16 protein-coding genes are annotated in these 17,803 nt (G+C 64.7%); 9 read left to right on the forward strand and 7 right to left on the reverse strand.

The window, feature by feature from the left end:
• Window positions 1–158: 158 nt before the first annotated feature.
• Entirely contained in the window at window positions 159–929 is a 771-nt protein-coding gene (locus I6F12_RS00655; protein WP_192893304.1) for a response regulator transcription factor, read from the reverse strand.
• A gap of 819 nt (window positions 930–1,748) precedes the next feature.
• Here I6F12_RS00655 and I6F12_RS00660 point away from each other — a divergent pair.
• A complete protein-coding gene (locus I6F12_RS00660) occupies window positions 1,749–2,705 on the forward strand; it encodes a hypothetical protein (RefSeq protein WP_036007086.1) in 957 nt (318 codons plus the stop codon).
• Between the two features lie 12 nt (window positions 2,706–2,717).
• Here I6F12_RS00660 and I6F12_RS00665 read toward each other — a convergent pair whose 3' ends face one another.
• On the reverse strand, window positions 2,718–3,296 hold the full coding sequence (locus tag I6F12_RS00665) for a MarR family transcriptional regulator (protein WP_036007089.1): 579 nt from the start codon (window positions 3,294–3,296) through the stop codon (window positions 2,718–2,720).
• A gap of 616 nt (window positions 3,297–3,912) precedes the next feature.
• On the opposite strand from I6F12_RS00665, the gene I6F12_RS00670 reads away from it, so the two are divergent.
• Entirely contained in the window at window positions 3,913–4,800 is an 888-nt protein-coding gene (locus I6F12_RS00670; RefSeq protein WP_225155260.1) for a dienelactone hydrolase family protein, read from the forward strand.
• Window positions 4,801–4,855: 55 nt separating this feature from the next.
• Here the strand turns inward: I6F12_RS00670 and I6F12_RS00675 are convergent, their stop codons facing one another.
• Window positions 4,856–6,124 carry a serine hydrolase domain-containing protein gene (locus tag I6F12_RS00675; protein WP_225155261.1) on the reverse strand — a complete coding sequence of 423 codons (1,269 nt, stop codon included), beginning with the start codon at window positions 6,122–6,124 and terminating at the stop codon, window positions 4,856–4,858.
• A gap of 118 nt (window positions 6,125–6,242) precedes the next feature.
• Entirely contained in the window at window positions 6,243–7,091 is an 849-nt protein-coding gene (locus I6F12_RS00680; protein WP_225155262.1) for an SDR family oxidoreductase, read from the reverse strand.
• A 155-nt stretch (window positions 7,092–7,246) separates the two neighbouring features.
• On the opposite strand from I6F12_RS00680, the gene I6F12_RS00685 reads away from it, so the two are divergent.
• On the forward strand, window positions 7,247–8,002 hold the full coding sequence (locus I6F12_RS00685; protein ID WP_225155263.1) for an HAD family hydrolase: 756 nt from the start codon (window positions 7,247–7,249) through the stop codon (window positions 8,000–8,002).
• A 24-nt stretch (window positions 8,003–8,026) separates the two neighbouring features.
• Here the strand turns inward: I6F12_RS00685 and I6F12_RS00690 are convergent, their stop codons facing one another.
• Both I6F12_RS00690 and I6F12_RS00695 read right to left on the reverse strand, forming a co-directional pair.
• Window positions 8,027–8,434, reverse strand: coding sequence for a nuclear transport factor 2 family protein (locus I6F12_RS00690; RefSeq protein WP_036007097.1), 408 nt, complete (start codon window positions 8,432–8,434; stop codon window positions 8,027–8,029).
• A 95-nt stretch (window positions 8,435–8,529) separates the two neighbouring features.
• The gene (locus I6F12_RS00695) at window positions 8,530–10,014 is read right to left on the reverse strand and encodes a mannitol dehydrogenase family protein (protein ID WP_225142136.1); all 1,485 of its coding nucleotides are present in this window, start codon (window positions 10,012–10,014) and stop codon (window positions 8,530–8,532) included.
• 143 nt (window positions 10,015–10,157) lie between these two features.
• Between I6F12_RS00695 and I6F12_RS00700 the strand changes: the two genes are divergently transcribed.
• From I6F12_RS00700 to uxuA, 6 genes are all read left to right on the forward strand, one after another.
• Window positions 10,158–10,982, forward strand: coding sequence for a FadR/GntR family transcriptional regulator (locus I6F12_RS00700; RefSeq protein ID WP_225126145.1), 825 nt, complete (start codon window positions 10,158–10,160; stop codon window positions 10,980–10,982).
• Window positions 10,983–11,052: 70 nt separating this feature from the next.
• Window positions 11,053–12,030 carry a sialic acid TRAP transporter substrate-binding protein SiaP gene (locus I6F12_RS00705; protein WP_036007140.1) on the forward strand — a complete coding sequence of 326 codons (978 nt, stop codon included), beginning with the start codon at window positions 11,053–11,055 and terminating at the stop codon, window positions 12,028–12,030.
• Window positions 12,031–12,142: 112 nt separating this feature from the next.
• Window positions 12,143–12,721, forward strand: a complete 579-nt coding sequence (locus I6F12_RS00710) for a TRAP transporter small permease (RefSeq protein WP_036007120.1) — start codon at window positions 12,143–12,145, stop codon at window positions 12,719–12,721.
• 4 nt (window positions 12,722–12,725) lie between these two features.
• Window positions 12,726–14,132 carry a TRAP transporter large permease gene (locus I6F12_RS00715; protein ID WP_225126143.1) on the forward strand — a complete coding sequence of 469 codons (1,407 nt, stop codon included), beginning with the start codon at window positions 12,726–12,728 and terminating at the stop codon, window positions 14,130–14,132.
• Entirely contained in the window at window positions 14,129–15,178 is a 1,050-nt protein-coding gene (locus I6F12_RS00720; protein ID WP_225126141.1) for an L-idonate 5-dehydrogenase, read from the forward strand. Before I6F12_RS00715 ends, I6F12_RS00720 begins: the two co-directional genes overlap by 4 nt.
• A 72-nt stretch (window positions 15,179–15,250) precedes the next feature.
• Window positions 15,251–16,441, forward strand: a complete 1,191-nt coding sequence (gene uxuA / locus I6F12_RS00725; RefSeq protein WP_225155264.1) for a mannonate dehydratase — start codon at window positions 15,251–15,253, stop codon at window positions 16,439–16,441.
• A 247-nt stretch (window positions 16,442–16,688) separates the two neighbouring features.
• On the opposite strand, the gene I6F12_RS00730 is transcribed toward uxuA, so the two are convergent.
• Window positions 16,689–17,627, reverse strand: coding sequence for a LysR family transcriptional regulator (locus I6F12_RS00730; protein ID WP_225155265.1), 939 nt, complete (start codon window positions 17,625–17,627; stop codon window positions 16,689–16,691).
• Between the last annotated feature and the right edge of the window lie 176 nt (window positions 17,628–17,803).

Consider the following 17,803-nt stretch of genomic DNA (forward strand, 5'->3'; position numbering starts at 1 on the left):
TCAGCGCGCACCGCGGCCGATTAGCCTCATCCTGAGGAGGCGCGTCAGCGCCGTCTCGAAGCACGAGGCGTGCGCTCAGCTCGCCGCCAAAAGTGTAACGGCCTCCGCGAAGCTGCTTCGCAGAGGCCGTTGCCGGTTCGTGGCGCTGTCCTGCCGTGTCAGTTGCCGGCCGGGTATGCCGCGGGGGCGGCCTGCGCCCGGTTCAAGAGGATGCCGACGTCCTCGAGCTCCTGCACCGGCTCGTCGAGAGTTTCGCCCGCCGGGATGTTGAGGCGGTAGCCGACGTAACGCCTTGCCACGATCGCGTCGAAGCCGAGGCGGTCGCGGAGCTTCTTGCGCAGCTTGCTGACGTGGCTCTCGATCACGCTCTCGTCGAAAGTGGACTCGAAGATGCCGTAGACCGCATTGAAGATCTGCGTCTTGGTGATCCACTTGCCGTGGTTGGCCACCATATATTCGAGAATGCGCAGTTCGCGGCGGGGCAGGGTGAGGGCGTGGCCCGCGATTTCGGGATCACGGCCGTTGAAGAAGACCTGGATCCTGCTCTCGCAGGGCCTCGGCAGCTCGCCCACCCGGCGGCGCGCGATCGCGGCCGTTCGTGCCAGGATCTCGCGCAGATGGATCGGCACGTGCACGACGTCGTCCACCCCCGATTCGAACAGCTCCAGCGTGTTCTTGAGCATCTTCTGGCCGCTCATGGCAATGATGGGAGCCGAGGAGCGCTTGCGCATCGCCCGCGGCAGGCTTCCGCGGGCATCGCAATCGCCGAGGAGAAAAGCGTCCACCGCCGCCAGATCGGACTCGCTCGCAGATTGCAGCCAGTCCCAGAATTCTCCGGAGGAGAACCCGATCGACGATACGCCTTCGCGAACGAGCCCTCCGACATAGCTGTTCGCGACGCTCTCACGATCATCAACGATAATATACATCAGTCTTTCGCCCCTGTTTCGCACTTGTTGCGGCCGGTTGGTTGTTGTGATGCTCCGGCTCGGCAACGATGCTGTTTGACGACATTCCATCCCGCGAACCGTTGTTGTGGTTTCGATATTCGCGGGCAGCCCTACGCGTTCAGTGCCTGCGTCTCGCAGGCCTGTTACTTCAACTCGATACTGAAACGCTTACTGCGTGAGGCTCGGCGGGTGTCTTACTGATCACCTCGCGGAGCAGATTGAGAAACGACCTAGAACAGTTGCGCCAAGTTGCTCATCGCGTCCGAACACTGCTGAACCATGTCGATCTCCTCGCCAACTGGCGAGAATCACTTGAGTAGAACCGTAGCGATTGCCGATTCCCGATCAAGCGTGCGAAAGAAAGCGATTGCTACACGCACTTGATGCTGTTGATTTGTTTCGGGTTGTTTCTTGATGCATCCAAACGTATCAGTTGATTTTGATACTGAACTAGTTTTGCATTGCGATGGTTGTATAGTTCCGCATCCCCGTACAATTACAGCTATTTCGGGTGGTGCTCCGAGGCACGCACGTTGATGGGTTTTCAACCCCGGATTGACTCTGGAACTCGCTTTTCCGCATGCGGAAGTTCGACTCACGTCTGCGCCGCGCCTCCAGCTTGATGAAATCTTGGCGAGTGTGTGTCTTTCGAGTCGCACTATCGCCACGTGTATGGCGCAATCGACTCATGCGACGTCGCATCACGCGCGATGAACGGCTTTCGACCCGCACGTTTCAGGCAAGCTTCGACAGATAACGTCGTCGCTCGACAGACCGAACCGAACGGAGCATTTTCATATGTTGTCCGATGGACAAGCTCGTCCCAACGCGACCGCGGACGCTTCCGCGGCGGCGAAGCCAGCGCCAGAGGCGAGCGATTCAATGGACAACGCGGCGCGGACGACCAAGCCTGCCGCGAGTGCAAAGCGCGTATCGGCGACGGCGAGCGACGAGGCTCTCGCAAAGGAGGCACTCGACGGCTTGAAGCGGATTCGTGCCAAGGCCCGCCTCGACAAGATGGCGATCCCGAAGCCGGCGCCGGTCGTGATCAAGCCGGCCGTGATCGTGGCGAAGCCGCCGCCACCCCGTCCGACCTGGGTCGCGCCGCTCGCAACTCTGGCGGTCGCTGCCATGCTGGTGGTCTGCGCCTGCACCGGCGTGATCGCCTATCTCACCACCCAGCCCGCGCCAAACAACGTTGCGGCCAATGCAGAGATCAGGATTCTGCGCGAGACCGTCGCGCAACTGCGCAAGCAAGTGTCGGGCGTGTCTGAAAACCTCGATAGCTTGCGGACCGCGGTCGATCAATCCAGCAAGGTCACGAACGATCGCTTCGGCCGGTTTGCCGAGAATCTCGACCGGATCGAGCGGGTGAGCTCGTCCTCTACGGTGAAGCTCGACAAGCTCGCTCAGGTGCAAGCCCAAGCCCAAGCTCCCGCGCCGGCGACGGTGCAGACGCAGCCGGTGTCAGCGCAAGGGCCGATGATGGCCGCGGTCGCCGCGCCCGAATTCACGGGATCGGTGCCTGCACCCGAGCGTGCATTGGCGCCGCGCAAGGCGTTCAAGGGCTGGTCGGTCCGCCAGGCCTATGAGGGAATTGCGATCCTGCAGGGCCCGAACGGTGTCATCGAAGCCGTGCTGGGACAACAGGTGCCCGGTCTTGGCCGCATCGAGGAGATCAGGAACGAGAACGGGCGCCTGGTGGTGGAATCAAGCGGCGGCGTCATCTATTCGTCGCGCAAGGCAACGCCCTGAACGAGCCGCCTTTTATTGGCGGTGATGCTCGAAGCTGGTGCACAGCAGATCGACCTCCGCTTCGGCGATCGGTGCGCGAAACAGGCGGCAGCTGAACTCGGCCGTCGTCTTGCTGTCGGTATTGGCGCGATCCTCCCGCAGGAAGATGCACCGCTTGCAGACGTCGGTGTGGTGCCGCTGCTCGGCGGCATCGGAGTGGTCCAGCACGTGCCGGAACGTGTCGCGGAAGCGGATCTTGACCTCGTCGTCCAGAACGCCAATCGCTTCGATGAGGACGTTGACGGGATCGCGCACCAGGAACTTCTTGCCCTGCTGGGTCACGCTCAACGTCACCGAACGCTTGTCCGTGGCCGAGCGCTTCCGCTCGAGATAACCGAGCCGCTCGAGCTCGCCGATGATGAACGAGGCGGTGCCGCGCGTGGTGCCGACGTAGCTCGCCAGCGCCGAGGGGGTTCGGGAAAATCGGTTGGCGCGGGAGAGGAAGCGCAGCGCCATCCATTCGCGGTCGCGCAAACCGTGCTTGGTGCCTTCGAACCACAGGATGCGTGCGGCCTGCTCCAACAGTTCAATCGATTCACGAGCCAAATTCATTTCAGTTCCAGGTCGCATAAACGTTTATTCAATTGGGCCTCGGGTAGCGCAATCGGGGCGGACGAGAATGAGACCCGCTCGCGCTCCGCCGTCCGTTGCGGGCGAGCATCGCGCGTCGCGGGAAGAAGCCTCTATGTTTTCGAAGATGGAACTTCCGGCCGTGGAACTAGGGTGTCACAAAGAAAGACCGGGTAAATCGCGCGGCCAAGATCCTCCGAAAATTTCAATCAAATGACGGCGGTTCGCACGTGATTTGGTGATGATGAGCGATGCGTAAGCAACATGATGTGTCACCATCGTCGCTGCGATTGCTATTTGTTGCGGCAGAGCCTGTCGGGTCTGCGCTCAGGCGCATTCTGCGCAGCGCCAAGCGGCCTGGCCGGCAGGCAAAGAACCATTCCTTTCGGTTAATGGATGTTGCGGTGCAGTGCAGCCAGGCGGTTAAGTCCGGTACACGGCCCACGCTCCGGCGGGCAGCGGACACCGGCGCTCGCTAACGAAGGGATGAAGTGGTGAGCCGCGTGCTCGCAGGCTGGTGACTTGCGTTTATCCGGCAATTACTGGCGAATGCGGCGCCCGAGGAGCATCAGCATGGGAATCAGGAATGGGAAGATCGATGAGCTTTGAAACCACCATGACATCCGACGTCGTTGGACTGACGAAAGTTGCCCCGCTCTCGCGCCGCGGATTCATGAGCGCCACCGCTGCCGTCGCCGCTGGCTACACGCTCGCGGCCGGTCCGGTCCGGGCCGACATCATCACGACGGATACCAGCGGCCTCCAGGCCGGCGATGCCAAGATCAAGGTCGGCTCTGAGGAAATGCCCGCCTATTTCGCCCGCCCGGCCGGCAACGCCAAGGCGCCGGTGGTCATCGTGGCGATGGAAATCTTTGGGCTGCACGAATACATCCGGGACGTGACGCGCCGCCTTGCCAAGCTCGGCGCGTTCGCAGTGGCGCCCGACTATTATTTCCGCAAGGGCATCGACCTGACCAAGGTCACGGATATCAAGGAGCTGCTGCCGGTGGTGAATGCGAAGCCGGACGCAGAGCTGTTGTCGGATCTGGACGCGACGGTCGCCTGGGCAGGATCGAAAGGCGGCGACACGACGAAGCTCGGCATCATCGGCTTCTGCCGGGGTGGCCGCACGGTCTGGGAGTATGCCGCCCACAGCGGTGCGCTCAAGGCGGGCGTTGCCTTCTACGGGACCTTGGTCGATCCAGCCAACCCGTTATGGCCGAAGAGCCCGCTGCAGCTCGCGCCCGAGATGAAGGCGCCGGTGCTCGGCCTCTATGGTGGCGCCGATACCGGCATTCCCGTCGCGCAGGTCGAGCAGATGAAGGCCGCGCTCGAGCAGAGCAAGAAGACGGCCGACTTCAAGATCTACCCCGAAGCGCTGCACGGCTTCCATGCCGACTATCGCGGCAGCTACCGCAAGGACGCCGCGGAAGATGCCTGGAAGCAGGCAGAGGCCTGGTTCAGGAAATACGGCGTGTTGAGCTGACGGTCAATCAAGAGGGCGGCCCAAGTGGCCGCCCTTTCTCTTTCATGTGACGGTCTCACTTCGTCATCGCGCCGTAGACGATGTCCTGGACCTGCTCGCGATAATACTTCCTGAGCTCACCCGGTGCCGCCGTTCCCACCACGACGACGAGACGCTCCTTGGGATCGCAGAAGAACTGCGTCCCGTAGGCTCCGTTCCAGGTGAACTCGCCCGGATTGCCGGGGACCGACGACAATCCTTCGCTGGTCCGGACCGCCAGCGAAAGGCCGAAGCCGAAGCCGCCGCGATGCGGCTCGACATTGGCGACGTTGTTCTTGATCTCGGGTCCGAGATGGTTCGCCGTCATGTGACGGACGGTCTTCGGACCGAGGATGCGCTGGCCGTCGAGCTCGCCGCCGTTGAGCAACATCTGTCCGAAGCGGATGTAGTCGCCGACCGTCGCGAAGGAGCAGGCGCCGCCGCAATCGAACTTGGTTGGGGTGTCCAGGAGCTTGATGGCCTGCGGCTTGCCCGTCAGCGGATCGTTCGGGAAGGGGCGGGCGAGGCGCGGGCGCTGCGCCTCGGTCGGATGGAAGGTCGCATCCTTCATGCCGAGCGGCTGCCAGACATTGGCAGCGAGATAGTCGCCAAGCTTCTGCTCGCTCACCTTCTCGACGACAGCGCCGAGTACATCGATCGAAAAGCCGTATTCGAACGCGGTCGAGGGCTGCTGCGCCAGCGGCAGCTTGGTGATGCGATCGATGAAAGCCTGGGTGTCGCCTTCGATCGCCGGCGCAATGCCATCGGGATATTGCCGCGCCACCGGGCTCGATGAGTCGGGGCGGCCGCCATACATCAACCCCGACGTATGCCGGTAGAGATCGTGGATGAAGATCGGCGAGGCCTGCGGTTCGAGCTTGAGTGATCCGTCCGCCTGAGGCACGCCGACCTTCATGTCGGCGAAGCCCGGGTAGTATTCGGACAGCTTGGCCCGGAGCGGCAGCCGTCCCTGCTCCATCAGCGTCAGGCCGGCGACCGCTGCCATCGGCTTGGTCATCGAGGCCAGCGCGAAGATCGCATCGAGCGGCATCGGCGTGCCCTTGGCCGGATCGAGCAGGCCATAGGCCTTGTAGTGGACGAGCTTGCCGTCGCGCGCGATGGCGACCACTGCGCCGGGAACGCGCTTGGCCGCGATCTCGCGCGCGAAGAAATTATCGAGGCGTGCAAGGCCTTGCTTCGAAAATCCGACATCGTCGGGATTGGCTTCGGGCAGCGGCGCAGCGCGCGCGGCGCCGAGCGTGACGACAGCAATCGTTGCCGCGATCATGGCGATCGTCTTGTTCATTGCATTCTCCCAAGACGCGAACTCGTTGTACGGTGGCTCGCTCGATGCCTAGATCATGACCGCACAGGGACGAAGTCAAGCGCGGGGGCGGCATGTCTGGGGCGCATCGGCAGGAACCCTAACGTCCTTCGCCTGCGCGCCAGAGAGCGTCGAGGCCGTGCCGATAGGTGGGGCAGGCCAGCGTGACGCCGAGCTCGCGCTTCAGTTTCTCGTTGGAGACGCGGGCGCTGCTGGCATAGAAGCTGCGCGCCATCGCCGACATCTCGGCGGTGGCGAACGCTTCTTCCGGCGGCGGCGCCACGCCCATCAGCTGCGCGGCATAGCCGATCACGTCCTGCGGCGGCGCCGGCTCATCGTCGCAGACGTTCCAAACGCCGCCGCCCTGGTGATGAATAGCGGCGATGATCGCGCTCGCGATGTCATCGACGTGGATGCGGTTGAACACCTGTCCCGGCTTGATGATGCGCCTCGCCGTTCCCGCGCGCAGTGTCGCCAGCGCGTTGCGGCCGGGACCGTAGATGCCCGCAAGCCGCAGGATCGCGGCATCGCCGCCCGCCGCATCCGTCCAGGCTTGCTCCGCCGCGATCCGCATCCGCGTGCGGTCGAGGATGGCCTGCGGCGGCGTGCTCTCGTCGACCCACGCTCCGCCGTGATCACCGTACACCCCGATGGTGGAGAGATAGACGACCTTGCGGCGGCTTCCCTGCAGCACGCCGCCAAACGCCGCGATCGCGGGATCGCCGGTGCTGCCGGGCGGGATCGACACCAGGAGGACGTCGGCGTCGCGAACCCGTTCAACCGTCTCGGGCGACGGAAGGCTGCCGGAAAACGGATGCACCTCGATCCCGGCAAGGTCATTCCGCTGCGCGCGATCGCGCACGGTGCCGGCGACATGCGAGAAGCTGCCGCCGTGCTTGCGGACGAAATGCCGCGCGCTGTAGCCGAGGCCGAGGATGAAGAGCCGCATGCGTCTCCCGTGCAGGTCGAAAGTTCCCGTTCGCGCCGTCGCGCACCGTTCGCTCATAAGAGATTTTTGGGTCCGGCAAAAGATATTGCGATTTGTCTCGCCCTCCGGCTCGGCCGATGATCGCTTTACGCAGCGCCGGAAGGGAGGCATCGATCATGCAGGCCGAAGCGTTGGTTCAGGCGCCAGCAGACGCCGCCGAACTGATCCGGGGCGCGGCCGCGCTGATCTTCGACGTCGACGGCACCTTGGCCGAAACCGAGGAGCTGCATCGGCAGGCCTTCAATCTGGCCTTCGCCCGCCTCGGTCTCGACTGGCAGTGGGACCGCGCCGTCTACAAGGACCTGTTGCGGGTGACGGGCGGCAAGGAGCGCATGCGCGCCTACCACGAGAGGCTAGTGACCGCTCCGCCCTTGTCGGACGGGGACATCGCAGAACTTCACCGCATCAAGACCGCGCATTATGCCGAATTGGTCGAGACCGGCCGCTGTCCCTTGCGGCCAGGCGTGACGGATTTGCTCAGGGCCGCGAAGGCGCGCGGCCAGCGGCTTGCGATTGCGACCACCACATCGCACGGCAATATCGATGCGCTGCTGTCGCAGGCGCTGGGCAAACGCTGGGCCGCGGATTTCGATGCGATCGTCGCCGGCGACGACGTCAGGCACAAGAAGCCGGCGCCCGACGTCTATCTCGAGATTCTGGCGCGGCTGAAGCTCGAGGCATCCGATTGCGTTGCGATTGAGGATTCCGCCAACGGTCTGATCGCGGCCTCGCGCGCCGGCGTCCCGGTTCTGATCACCCGCAGCATCTTCTTCGGGGACGACGACTTCACCGGCGCGCATATCGTGCTCGACGATCTGTCGGAACTTTTGGCCCGCCAAACAAAAGCTGAAAAACAACCCCATGCACAGTAGATCACGGCGCCGTGATCGCCGTGCTCAGTGGACGCGGTGACTGGCTCTATCGTCCTCGGCCTGCTCGACAATCTGTGCGATCGGACTGGACTGATGATGCACCAGGCGCCAGTCGTCGCCGACGCGGCGAAAATGGTTCGCCGCAGCCAGCGCGGTGCCGTCGACGATCTCGATGCAGAGCACGCGGGCGCTGTCGCCGTCGACGATGGCCTGCGGCTCGGCGCAGACGATCTGCGGCCGCTGCGGGTTTTGCAGGATGTCGCGCCAGCTTCCGATCACGGTGGCGCGGCCGATGATGGCCGGCCAGCCGGGATGGATGCAGGAGATGCCGTCGTCATCCGCCCACATCCGTTCCATGCCGGCGAAGTCGCCGGTCGAGAATGCCGCGTAAAAGGCCGCGTTGGCGGCAATGACCTTGGTGTCGTTTCCCATCGCTCTCGGGTGGGGCAAGGACAGGCAAAAATCAAGCGCGACTTTCCGTCGACTTTGGCCGCAGTGCAGCATTCAGGATGCTGCCCGCGTCGTGGTCACGCTGAAACGTGCGTTGCCACGGCCCGCCGCGCGCCGTCGGCATAGAGGCGGCCGAGCGCCGCGGTGACAGCCTCGCGCAGGCGCGGCTCGGCGCCGAGCGGCCCGAACACCTTCGCCACCCCGAGCAGTGCCGGCGCGAGGCGCTCGGCAACGGGTCCTGCCTCGCGCGCCAGCGCGGCGAACTCGGCGGCGAATGGATCGCGCACGTCGATCGGCCGTCCCTGCTCGTCGACGCCGCTGACGTAGCGGATCCAGCCGGCCACCGCCAGCGCATGCGTTGCGATGGGCAGGCCTCTGGCAAGGCGATCCTGCATCGCGCCGAGCAGCCGCTGCGGCAGCTTTTGCGAGCCGTCCATGGCAATCTGCCAAGTGCGATGGTGCAGCGCCGGATTGGCGAAGCGCTTGAGCAGCGAGGCGCGATAGGCGGCGAGATCCGTGCCTGATGGCATGGTCAGCGTCACCGCGGCCTCTTCCATCACCTGCGCGGCGAGGCGCGCAAAATGCGGATCCTGCATCGTGTCGGCGATGGTCTCGTAGCCGGAGAGATAGCCGAGATAGGCCAGCGCGGAATGGCTGGCGTTGAGCAGCCGCAGCTTCATCAGCTCGAACGGCTTGACGTCGCCGACGAGCTCGACACCCGCTGCGGCAAGGTCCGGCCGGCCCGCGGTGAAGCGGTCCTCGACCACCCATTGCGTGAACGGCTCGGTCATGACAGGCCAGGCGTCGCGCATGCCCAGCGCGGATGCGACCGCATCGCGGTCGGCATCCGTCGTCTCCGGCACGATGCGGTCGACCATAGTCGAGGGGAACGCAACCGTGTCGGCGATCCACTTGCCGAGTTCCCTAGAACGCAGCGCGGCGAACTGCGTGACGATCCGCTGCACGGTGTGGCCGTTGGCGGCGAGGTTGTCGCAGCACAGCACGGTGAAGGGCGAAAGACCCTGCGCCCGCCGGCGTGCCAGCGCGGCGACGATGAAGCCCGGCGCCGAGCGCGGCGCGTCGAAATTATTGAGGTCGTGCACGACATCAGGATGCCGCTCGTCGAGATCGCCGGTCTGCGGCGTATGGCAATAGCCCTTCTCGGTCACCGTGAGCGAGACGATGCGGATGGCGGGATCGGCCATCCGCTCGACCAGGGTTGCCGGCTTCTCGCGCGCGACGACGCTGTCGAGCAGGGCGCCGATCACGCGGTGCTCGGTACCTTCGGCGGCGCGGACAGCGACGGTGTAGAGATGGTCCTGCGGGGCGAGGGCGTCGCGCGTATCCGGGCTGCGCAGGCTCGCGCCGATGATGCCCCAGGACATGCTGCCCCTAGCAAGGCAATCGTCGATGACGACGGCCTGATGGGCACGATGAAACGCCCCGAGCCCGAGATGCACGATGCCGGGCGTGACGCGCGATCGGTCATAGGCCGGCCGCCGGATGGCAGGTGCCAGGCGGTCGAGATTGGCGCGACCAAGGCGCATCGAGCTCTGGCGCATGGACGTCTCCCCTTGCTTTGCCGCTGCTTGACATGGCGTCCGTATCAGGTCAATGCTCCGGTCAATTGGTAAGACCAATTTTCCAAAATTGGCGGGTCGCGGGCGCCGGAGGCGCCGCGCGAGACCTTTTCGGGAGGACCAGCGTGCCGCTGGAAGCTGTGGAGGCGAGACGGCTCTATCGCCAGGTCGCCGATCAATTGCGAAGCCTGATCGACAGCGGCGAGTACGCGGTCGGCAGCCGCTTGCCGACCGAGCGCGACCTCGCGGAACAGCTCAAGGTGTCGAGGCCCACGGTGCGCGAAGCCTTGATTGCGCTCGAGGTCGAAGGGCGCCTGCGCATCCGCGTCGGATCCGGCATCTATGTGATCGAGCCCGCCGCCGTGGCCGCGCCCACACAAGCTGCCGTCATCGAAGGCCCGTTCGAGCTGTTGCGCGCCCGCGAATTCCTGGAGAGCGCCATCTCCGAACAGGCCGCGCGCGTGGCGACGAAGGGTGACGTCGCCCGCATCGACGCCTCCCTGGTCGCGATGGAGAATGTCGAGCATCCCGGCGAAGCCTCGATGGTGCACGACCGTGCGTTCCACGTCGCCATCGCCGGAAGCCTCGGCAACGCCGTGCTGGTGCGCGTGGTCGGCGAGCTGTTCGACCAGCGGCTCAATCCCTATTTCGCGCAGCTCGCGCATTATTTCGAGAACCCGGGCACGTGGCGCACGGCACTCGACGAGCATCGCGCCGTTCGCGACGCGATCGCGGCGCGTGATCCCGAGGCGGCGCGCGAAGCCATGCGCGTTCATCTGGCGCGATCCCAGGAGCGCTTTGCACAGAACTTTGGCGCCGAGAACGCCGCAGCAGCGGCCTCGGGGCGAAGCCGGACCGCGCGACCCCTGGCGAAGCCGACGACACCAAAGCGATCACCGAAGAAGCGGGCCAAAGAACGGGCCAAGAGCGGCAGCTCGCGGCGGCGATGAGATTGGGCGGCCCGCATCCATGCCGGGGCGGGCGAACAAGAAGCAGACTTGAACGATGGAGGAAAAGTCGATGTTAAAGAAGATGACGATTGCAGCAGCGATTTCCGCCGCCACGCTGTTGGCGGCGACCAGCGCCAGCATGGCGCAGACCAAGCTCAAATGGGCCCATGTTTACGAGCCCTCGGAGCCGTTCCACACGGCGTCGGTCTGGGCCGCGCAGGAGATCAATAAGCGCACCAACGGGCGCTACCAGATCGAGGTCTATCCGGCCTCGCAGCTCGGCAAGGAGACCGACATCAACCAGGGCCTCTCGCTCGGTTCGGTCGACATCATCATCTCCGGATCGAGCTTCGCGGCCAAGAGCTTCGCGCCGATCGGCGTGACCTATTATCCCTACACCTTCCGCGATGCCGATCATCTGCTCGCCTACACCAAGAGCGACATCTTCAAGGAGCTCGCCAAGGGCTATGAGGACAAGAGCGGCCACCACATCGTCGCGGTGACCTATTACGGCGTGCGCCAGACCTCGTCCAACAAGCCGATCAAGACCTGCGCGGACATGAAGGGCCTGAAGATCCGCGTGCCCGACGTTCCGGCCTATCTGGCGATGCCGCGGGCCTGCGGCGCCAACACCGCGCCGATCGCGTTCGCCGAGGTCTATCTCGCGCTCCAGAACGGCACCGTCGAGGCGCAGGAAAATCCGCTGACGACGATCGAGGCCAAGAAGTTCTACGAGGTGCAGAAGCACATCGTGCTGACCGGCCACATCGTCGATCACCTCAACACCGTGATCGCCGGCGCGCTGTGGAAGAAGCTCAGCGACGAGGACAAGAAGATCTTCACCGACGTGGCGCAGGAGGCCGCTGCCAAGGCAACGGGCGAGATCAAGCAGAACGAGGCCAAGCTGGTCGCCTTCTTCAAGGACAAGGGGCTGACCGTGACCGAGGTCGACAAGAACGAGTTCCGCGACACCGTGCTGAAGAACGTCGCGTTCGAGACTTTCGGCTACCGCAAGGCGGATTGGGAGAAGATCCAGGCGGTGAAGTGACGACGTAGCCGTCATCCCGGGGCGGTCCGCAGACCGAGCCCGGGATCTCGAGGTTCCGGGTCTGGTGCTAACGCACCATCCCGGAACGACGTAGCGAGTTTGAGGAGCCCCCATGTCCACCGCCGAAATCCACCGGCAGATCACCGCCGACGAGATCGCGCACACCTTCGAGGAGGAGGCGACGCCGAAGGTCGATCTCGGCGTCTACGCCTTCGAGGACTGGGTGGCGCTGGCGATTTTCTGGGTGATGGCGCTCGCCGTCTTCCTGCAGTTCTTCACCCGTTACGTGCTCAACGACAGCTACGCCTGGACCGAAGAGATCGCGACCTATTGCCTGATCGGGGTGGTCTTCATCGGCTCGTCGATGTGCGTACGGCTGTCGCGGCATATCCAGGTCGACCTCGTCTATCGCTACCTGCCGCATGCCGTAGGGCGCGTGCTGTCGACCGCGATCGACCTGATCCGGATCGCCTTCTTCGGCTACGCCATCAAGCTGGTCTGGGTCTACATCAGGATCATCGGCGACGAGCAGATGACCACCATCAATCTTCCCAAGGACTATGTCTATTACGCCGTGCTGCTCGGGTTCGTGCTGATGTTCGCACGCTCCGTGCAGGTGGCAATCCAGAACTGGCGGCAGGGTTACTCGGTCCTCGAACGTCCCGGTGCCTACGACGGATCGGAAGGATAAAACCATGCTGCTGTTGCTCGGAGGCTTTCTCGTTCTCATGCTGCTCGGCGTTCCCGTGGCGATCGCCATGGCGGTGTCGTCGCTGCTCTATATCCTGGTCAGCGGCGTGACGCCCGACGTCACGCTGGCGCAGCGCATGATCGCCGGCGTCGAGAGCTTCCCGCTGCTCGCCGTGCCGTTCTTCATCCTGGCCGGCAATCTCATGAACATCGCCGGCGTCACCGGGCGCATTTACAAATTCGCCGTCGCGCTGGTGGGGTGGATGCGCGGCGGCCTCGGCCACGTCAACATCATCGGCTCGGTGATCTTCTCCGGCATGTCGGGCACCGCGATTGCGGATGCCGCCGGCCTCGGCACCATCGAGATCAAGGCGATGAAGGACCACGGTTACTCCACCGAGTTCTCGGTCGGCGTCACCGCGGCCTCCGCAACGCTCGGACCGATCATTCCGCCGTCGCTGCCGTTCGTGATCTACGGCATGATGGCGAACGTCTCGATCGGCGCGCTGTTCCTGGGCGGCGTCATTCCCGGCGTCGTGCTGACGCTGTTCATGATGGTGACGGTCACCTATTTCGCGCACAAGAACAAATGGGGCAGCGACACGCCGTTCTCTTGGCCGCAGCTCGGCTCGGCCGGGCTCGAGATATTGATCGTGCTGTCGTTCCCGATGGCGATCTGGCTGATGGTCCTCGCCGGCCTCTCGGTCAACATGGCCGTCGTCATCGGCCTCGGCACGCTGCTCCTGATCGACTGGTATTTCGACTTCTCGGCGGTGATGGCGTTGATGGCGCCGGTGATCCTGATCGGCGGCATGACGCTGGGCTGGTTCACGCCGACGGAAGCCGCCGTCGCCGCGGTGATCTGGTCGCTGTTCCTCGGCCTCGTCCGCTACCGCACCATGACGTTCCAGACCGTCGCCAAGGCGACCTTCGATACCATCGAGACCACGGCCTCGGTGCTGTTCATCGTCACGGCGGCGTCGATCTTCGCCTGGCTGCTGACGGTGTCGCAGGCGGCGCAGATGCTCTCGGACTGGATGCTCAGCATCACCCAGAACAAATGGGTGTTCCTGGCGCTCGCCAACGTGCTGATCCTGTTTGTCGGCTGCTTCATCGACACCACGGCGGCAATCACCATTTTGGTGCCGATCCTGCTCCCGATCGTGCTCAAGCTCGGCATCGACCCCATTCATTTCGGCCTGATCATGACGCTGAACCTGATGATCGGCCTGCTGCATCCGCCGCTCGGCATGGTGCTGTTCGTGCTCGCCCGCGTCGCCAAGCTCTCCGTCGAGCGTACGACGGTGGCGATCCTGCCCTGGCTGGTGCCTCTGATGCTGGCGCTGATCGCGATCACCTTCATTCCCGACCTGACCCTCTGGCTGCCAAAATACATGGGACTCTCCAAATGACCTCGACTGCTCTCGCCGCGACCCTGTTCGGCCCCGAAGACCTGCGCATGATCGAGCATCCGCTCGACAAGCTCGCTGACGGCATGGTGCGCATCCGCTTCGGCGCCGGCGGCATCTGCGGCTCGGACATGCACTATTTCCGTCATGCCCGCACCGGAGACTTCGTGGTGAAGTCGCCGCTGGTGCTGGGCCATGAGATCTCCGGCGAGGTCGTCGAGATATCCGGCGCGGCTGCGAACCTGAAGGTCGGCGATCGCGTCGCGGTCAACCCGTCGCGCTGGTGCGGCCATTGCGTCGCCTGCCGCGAGGGCCGGCCGAACCTGTGCGAGAACATCTATTTCATGGGCTCGGCTTCGAAGACGCCGCACATGCAGGGCGGCTTCGCCAACTACTTCGATGCGATCCCTGCGCAGTGCGTGAAGATTCCCGATCACGTGTCCTACCAGGCCGCGGCGCTGGCCGAGCCGCTCGCCGTGTGCCTGCACGCGGTGGCGCGCGCCGGCAAGATCGAGGGCAAGCGCGGCATCATCTTCGGCGCCGGCCCGATCGGGCTCCTGACCATGCTCGCGGCGCACCGCGCCGGCATGGCCGACATCACCGTCGCCGACATCGCGCCGGCGCCGCTGACCTTTGCGACCAAGCTCGGCGCCTCCCATGTCGAGAATGTCTCGGCCGGCGAGGAAGGGCTGAAGGCGCAGGCCGCGTTGCGCCCCTATGACGTCGCCTTCGAGGTCTCGGGCACCGCCGCGGGCCTTGCCAGCGCGATCGGCATCGTCAGGCGCGGCGGCGTCGTGGTGCAGATCGGCAATCTGCCGGGCGGCCAGATCCCGACGCCGTCGAATGCGGTGATGGCCAAGGAGATCGACCTGCGCGGCTCGTTCCGCTTCGGCTTCGAGTTCATGAATGCGGTGGAACTGATCTCATCCGGCAGCGTCGATGTGCTGTCGCTGGTCACCGCCGAGCGGCCGCTCTCGACCGCGCCCGACGCGCTGCGGCTGGCGCTCGACCGCTCGCAGAGCGTCAAGGTCGTGTTGACCGCGAATTGACTTTTGTTTTGACGCGTTTTCTTCACGCGAACCGGTACCCACTTCGCTCGAAAACGCTTTGGGAGGCAGCACATGATGCTGGAGGGATGGCGCTGGTACGGGCCGGATGATCCGGTCTCGCTCGATGATGTCAGGCAGGCCGGGGCGAGCCAGATCGTCTCGGCGCTGCATCAGGTGCCGATCGGAGAGGCCTGGACGCGCAAGGCGGTCGAGGAGCGCAAGAACTTCATCGAGAACGGCCAGCCCGGTCGCTCGCAGCTGACCTGGTCGGTGGTGGAATCGATTCCGATCCCTGACGACGTCAAGCGCCTCGGCGGAAAAGCGACCAAGTCGATCGAGGCGTGGATCGCGAGCCTGGAGGCGGTCGCCGCGTCCGGCATCAAGATCATCTGCTATAACTTCATGCCCGTGGTGGACTGGTGCCGCACCGATCTGGAATGGGAGCTGCCGAACGGCGCCCGTGCCATGCGCTTCGACCAGGACCGCTTTGCGGCATTCGAGCTGCACATCCTGAAGCGCCCGGCGGCTGCTCAAGAGTATACCCCCGAGCAGCAGGCGCGCGCTAAAAAGCTGTTCGAGCAGATGAGCCAGGCGGATATCGACTATCTCGTCATGGTCATTGCCAGCGCGCTGCCGGGCTCGACCACCGAGCCGATGACGATCCCGCAATTCCGCGATCGGCTGGACACCTACCGCGACATCACGCCTGAGATCTTGCGGCAGCATCTCGTGGAATTTCTCGCGCGCGTGACGCCGGTGGCCGAGCAGCTCGGCGTGTCCCTGACGCTGCACCCGGACGACCCGCCGCGGCCGCTGTTCGGCCTGCCGCGCATTGCTTCCAGCGCCGACGATTATCAGGCGCTGTTCGATGCCGTGCCGTCCAAGGCCAACGGCATCTGCTTCTGCACCGGCTCGCTCGGCGTGCGCGCGGAGAACAATCTCCCTGATATGGCCGAGCGCTTCGGCCCGCGCATCGCGTTCGCCCATCTGCGCGCGACCAAGCGCGAGGCGGACGTCCTGTCGTTCTACGAGTCCGACCATCTCGACGGTGACGTCGACATGATCGCGGTGCTCAAGGCGCTGTTGAAGGAGAACGCGCGGCGCGCACCGGAGAAGAGAATCGTGTTCCGTCCCGATCACGGCCACCGCATGCTCGACGATCTCGCCGCCACCAAGCGCACCAATCCCGGCTACACCGCCATCGGCCGCCTGCGCGGCCTCGCAGAGTTGCGCGGTGCGATCAGGGCGATCGAGCATCGGTAGCGGGCAAGCCTCTCTCCACACTGTCATTGCGAGGAGCTCTTGCGACGAAGCAATCCAGAATCCCTCCGCGGAAAGACTCTGGATTGCTTCGCTGCGCTCGCAATGACGTGGAGGGAGGGGGGCGACGCCTCCACAGCGTCATGGCCGGGCTTGTCCCGGCCATCCACGCCTTACCACGTGGCACGGCGAACGTGGATGCCCGGGACAAGCCCGGGCATGACGGCTTCTTGTGAAGCTCGCTCCAGGCTCAATAGCACGCCGCCATGGCGCCGAGCTTCGGATAGAGCCGGTCGATCGCGGCGATCTCGCTTTTCATCTGCGCGATGATCCAGTCGCGGATCTCGGCGGCGATCGGGCGCATCGGGCGGTTGCGCGGCGGCAGGAATTCGCAGATGCGGCGCGTGGTGGTGAGCCGGTCGGAGGCCGGCACCAGCGCGCCGGTGAGCAGCCAGTGCGAGGCGACCGTCAGCCAGCCGAGCGCGATGCCCTGGCCGAGCAGCGCGGCCTGCACCACGACGGCATAGTCGGTGAAGCTCAGCGCCTTGGCCGCGCCGCGGCGCCCGGTGAGGAGCGAAGCGTAATCCGCGGCCCAGTCGCCCGGCGTCTCGGCGAGGCGGATGATGGTGTTGCCCTCGGCAGGATCAGTCTCGCCGAGATAGCCGGGGCTGCACATCGGCAGCATCACTTCCTTCATCACCAGCGTGCCGCCGGAGGGCGGCTCGTCGCGGTCGCGGAAGCGCATGCCGAGATCGACATTCTCCACCGGCCCGCGCAGCGCGCCGGAGATCAGCTGGAAGCGCAGATCCACTTGCGGAAACTGTTTCTGCAGCTTGTCGATGCGCGGCATCAGCCAGTGCGTGGTGAAGGCGGAGGAGACCGACAGCGTCACCGTCTCGGTGCCCTTGCGCCGCCGCTCGATCTCGACGAGCCCGCTCTCGATGCTGCGGAAGCCTTCGAGCACGCGGCGATAGAGCAGCTCACCTTCCTCGGTGAGCACCGCGCGGCCCGCCTTGCGATCGAACAGGCGAACGCCGAGATGCTCCTCGAACTGTCCGAGCATCCGGCTCACCGCCGGCTGCGTCACGTTCAGCTCAGCCGCCGCAGCCGTGAAGCTGCCATTGCGCGCCGCCGCGTCGAAGACGAACAGGGCGTTGCTGGACGGCAGCATGCGGCGGAGCTCGGGCATAACGTCATGTTATGGACGCGGTGAGAATTTGGCAATTGCCGGATTTTGCCCAGTCTGGTGTCATCAGCATGACAGGCTAAAGACAGGCCCTTCGAGAGAGGATTTGGTGCAGCGCACGCTTCGGCGGTGAGTGCTCCAAACCCCTGTCTATAAAGCAGGCTTATGGCGCGCAGTGA

The sequence above is a fragment of the Bradyrhizobium sp. IC4059 genome, from assembly GCF_020193615.1.
Classification (GTDB): domain Bacteria; phylum Pseudomonadota; class Alphaproteobacteria; order Rhizobiales; family Xanthobacteraceae; genus Bradyrhizobium; species Bradyrhizobium yuanmingense.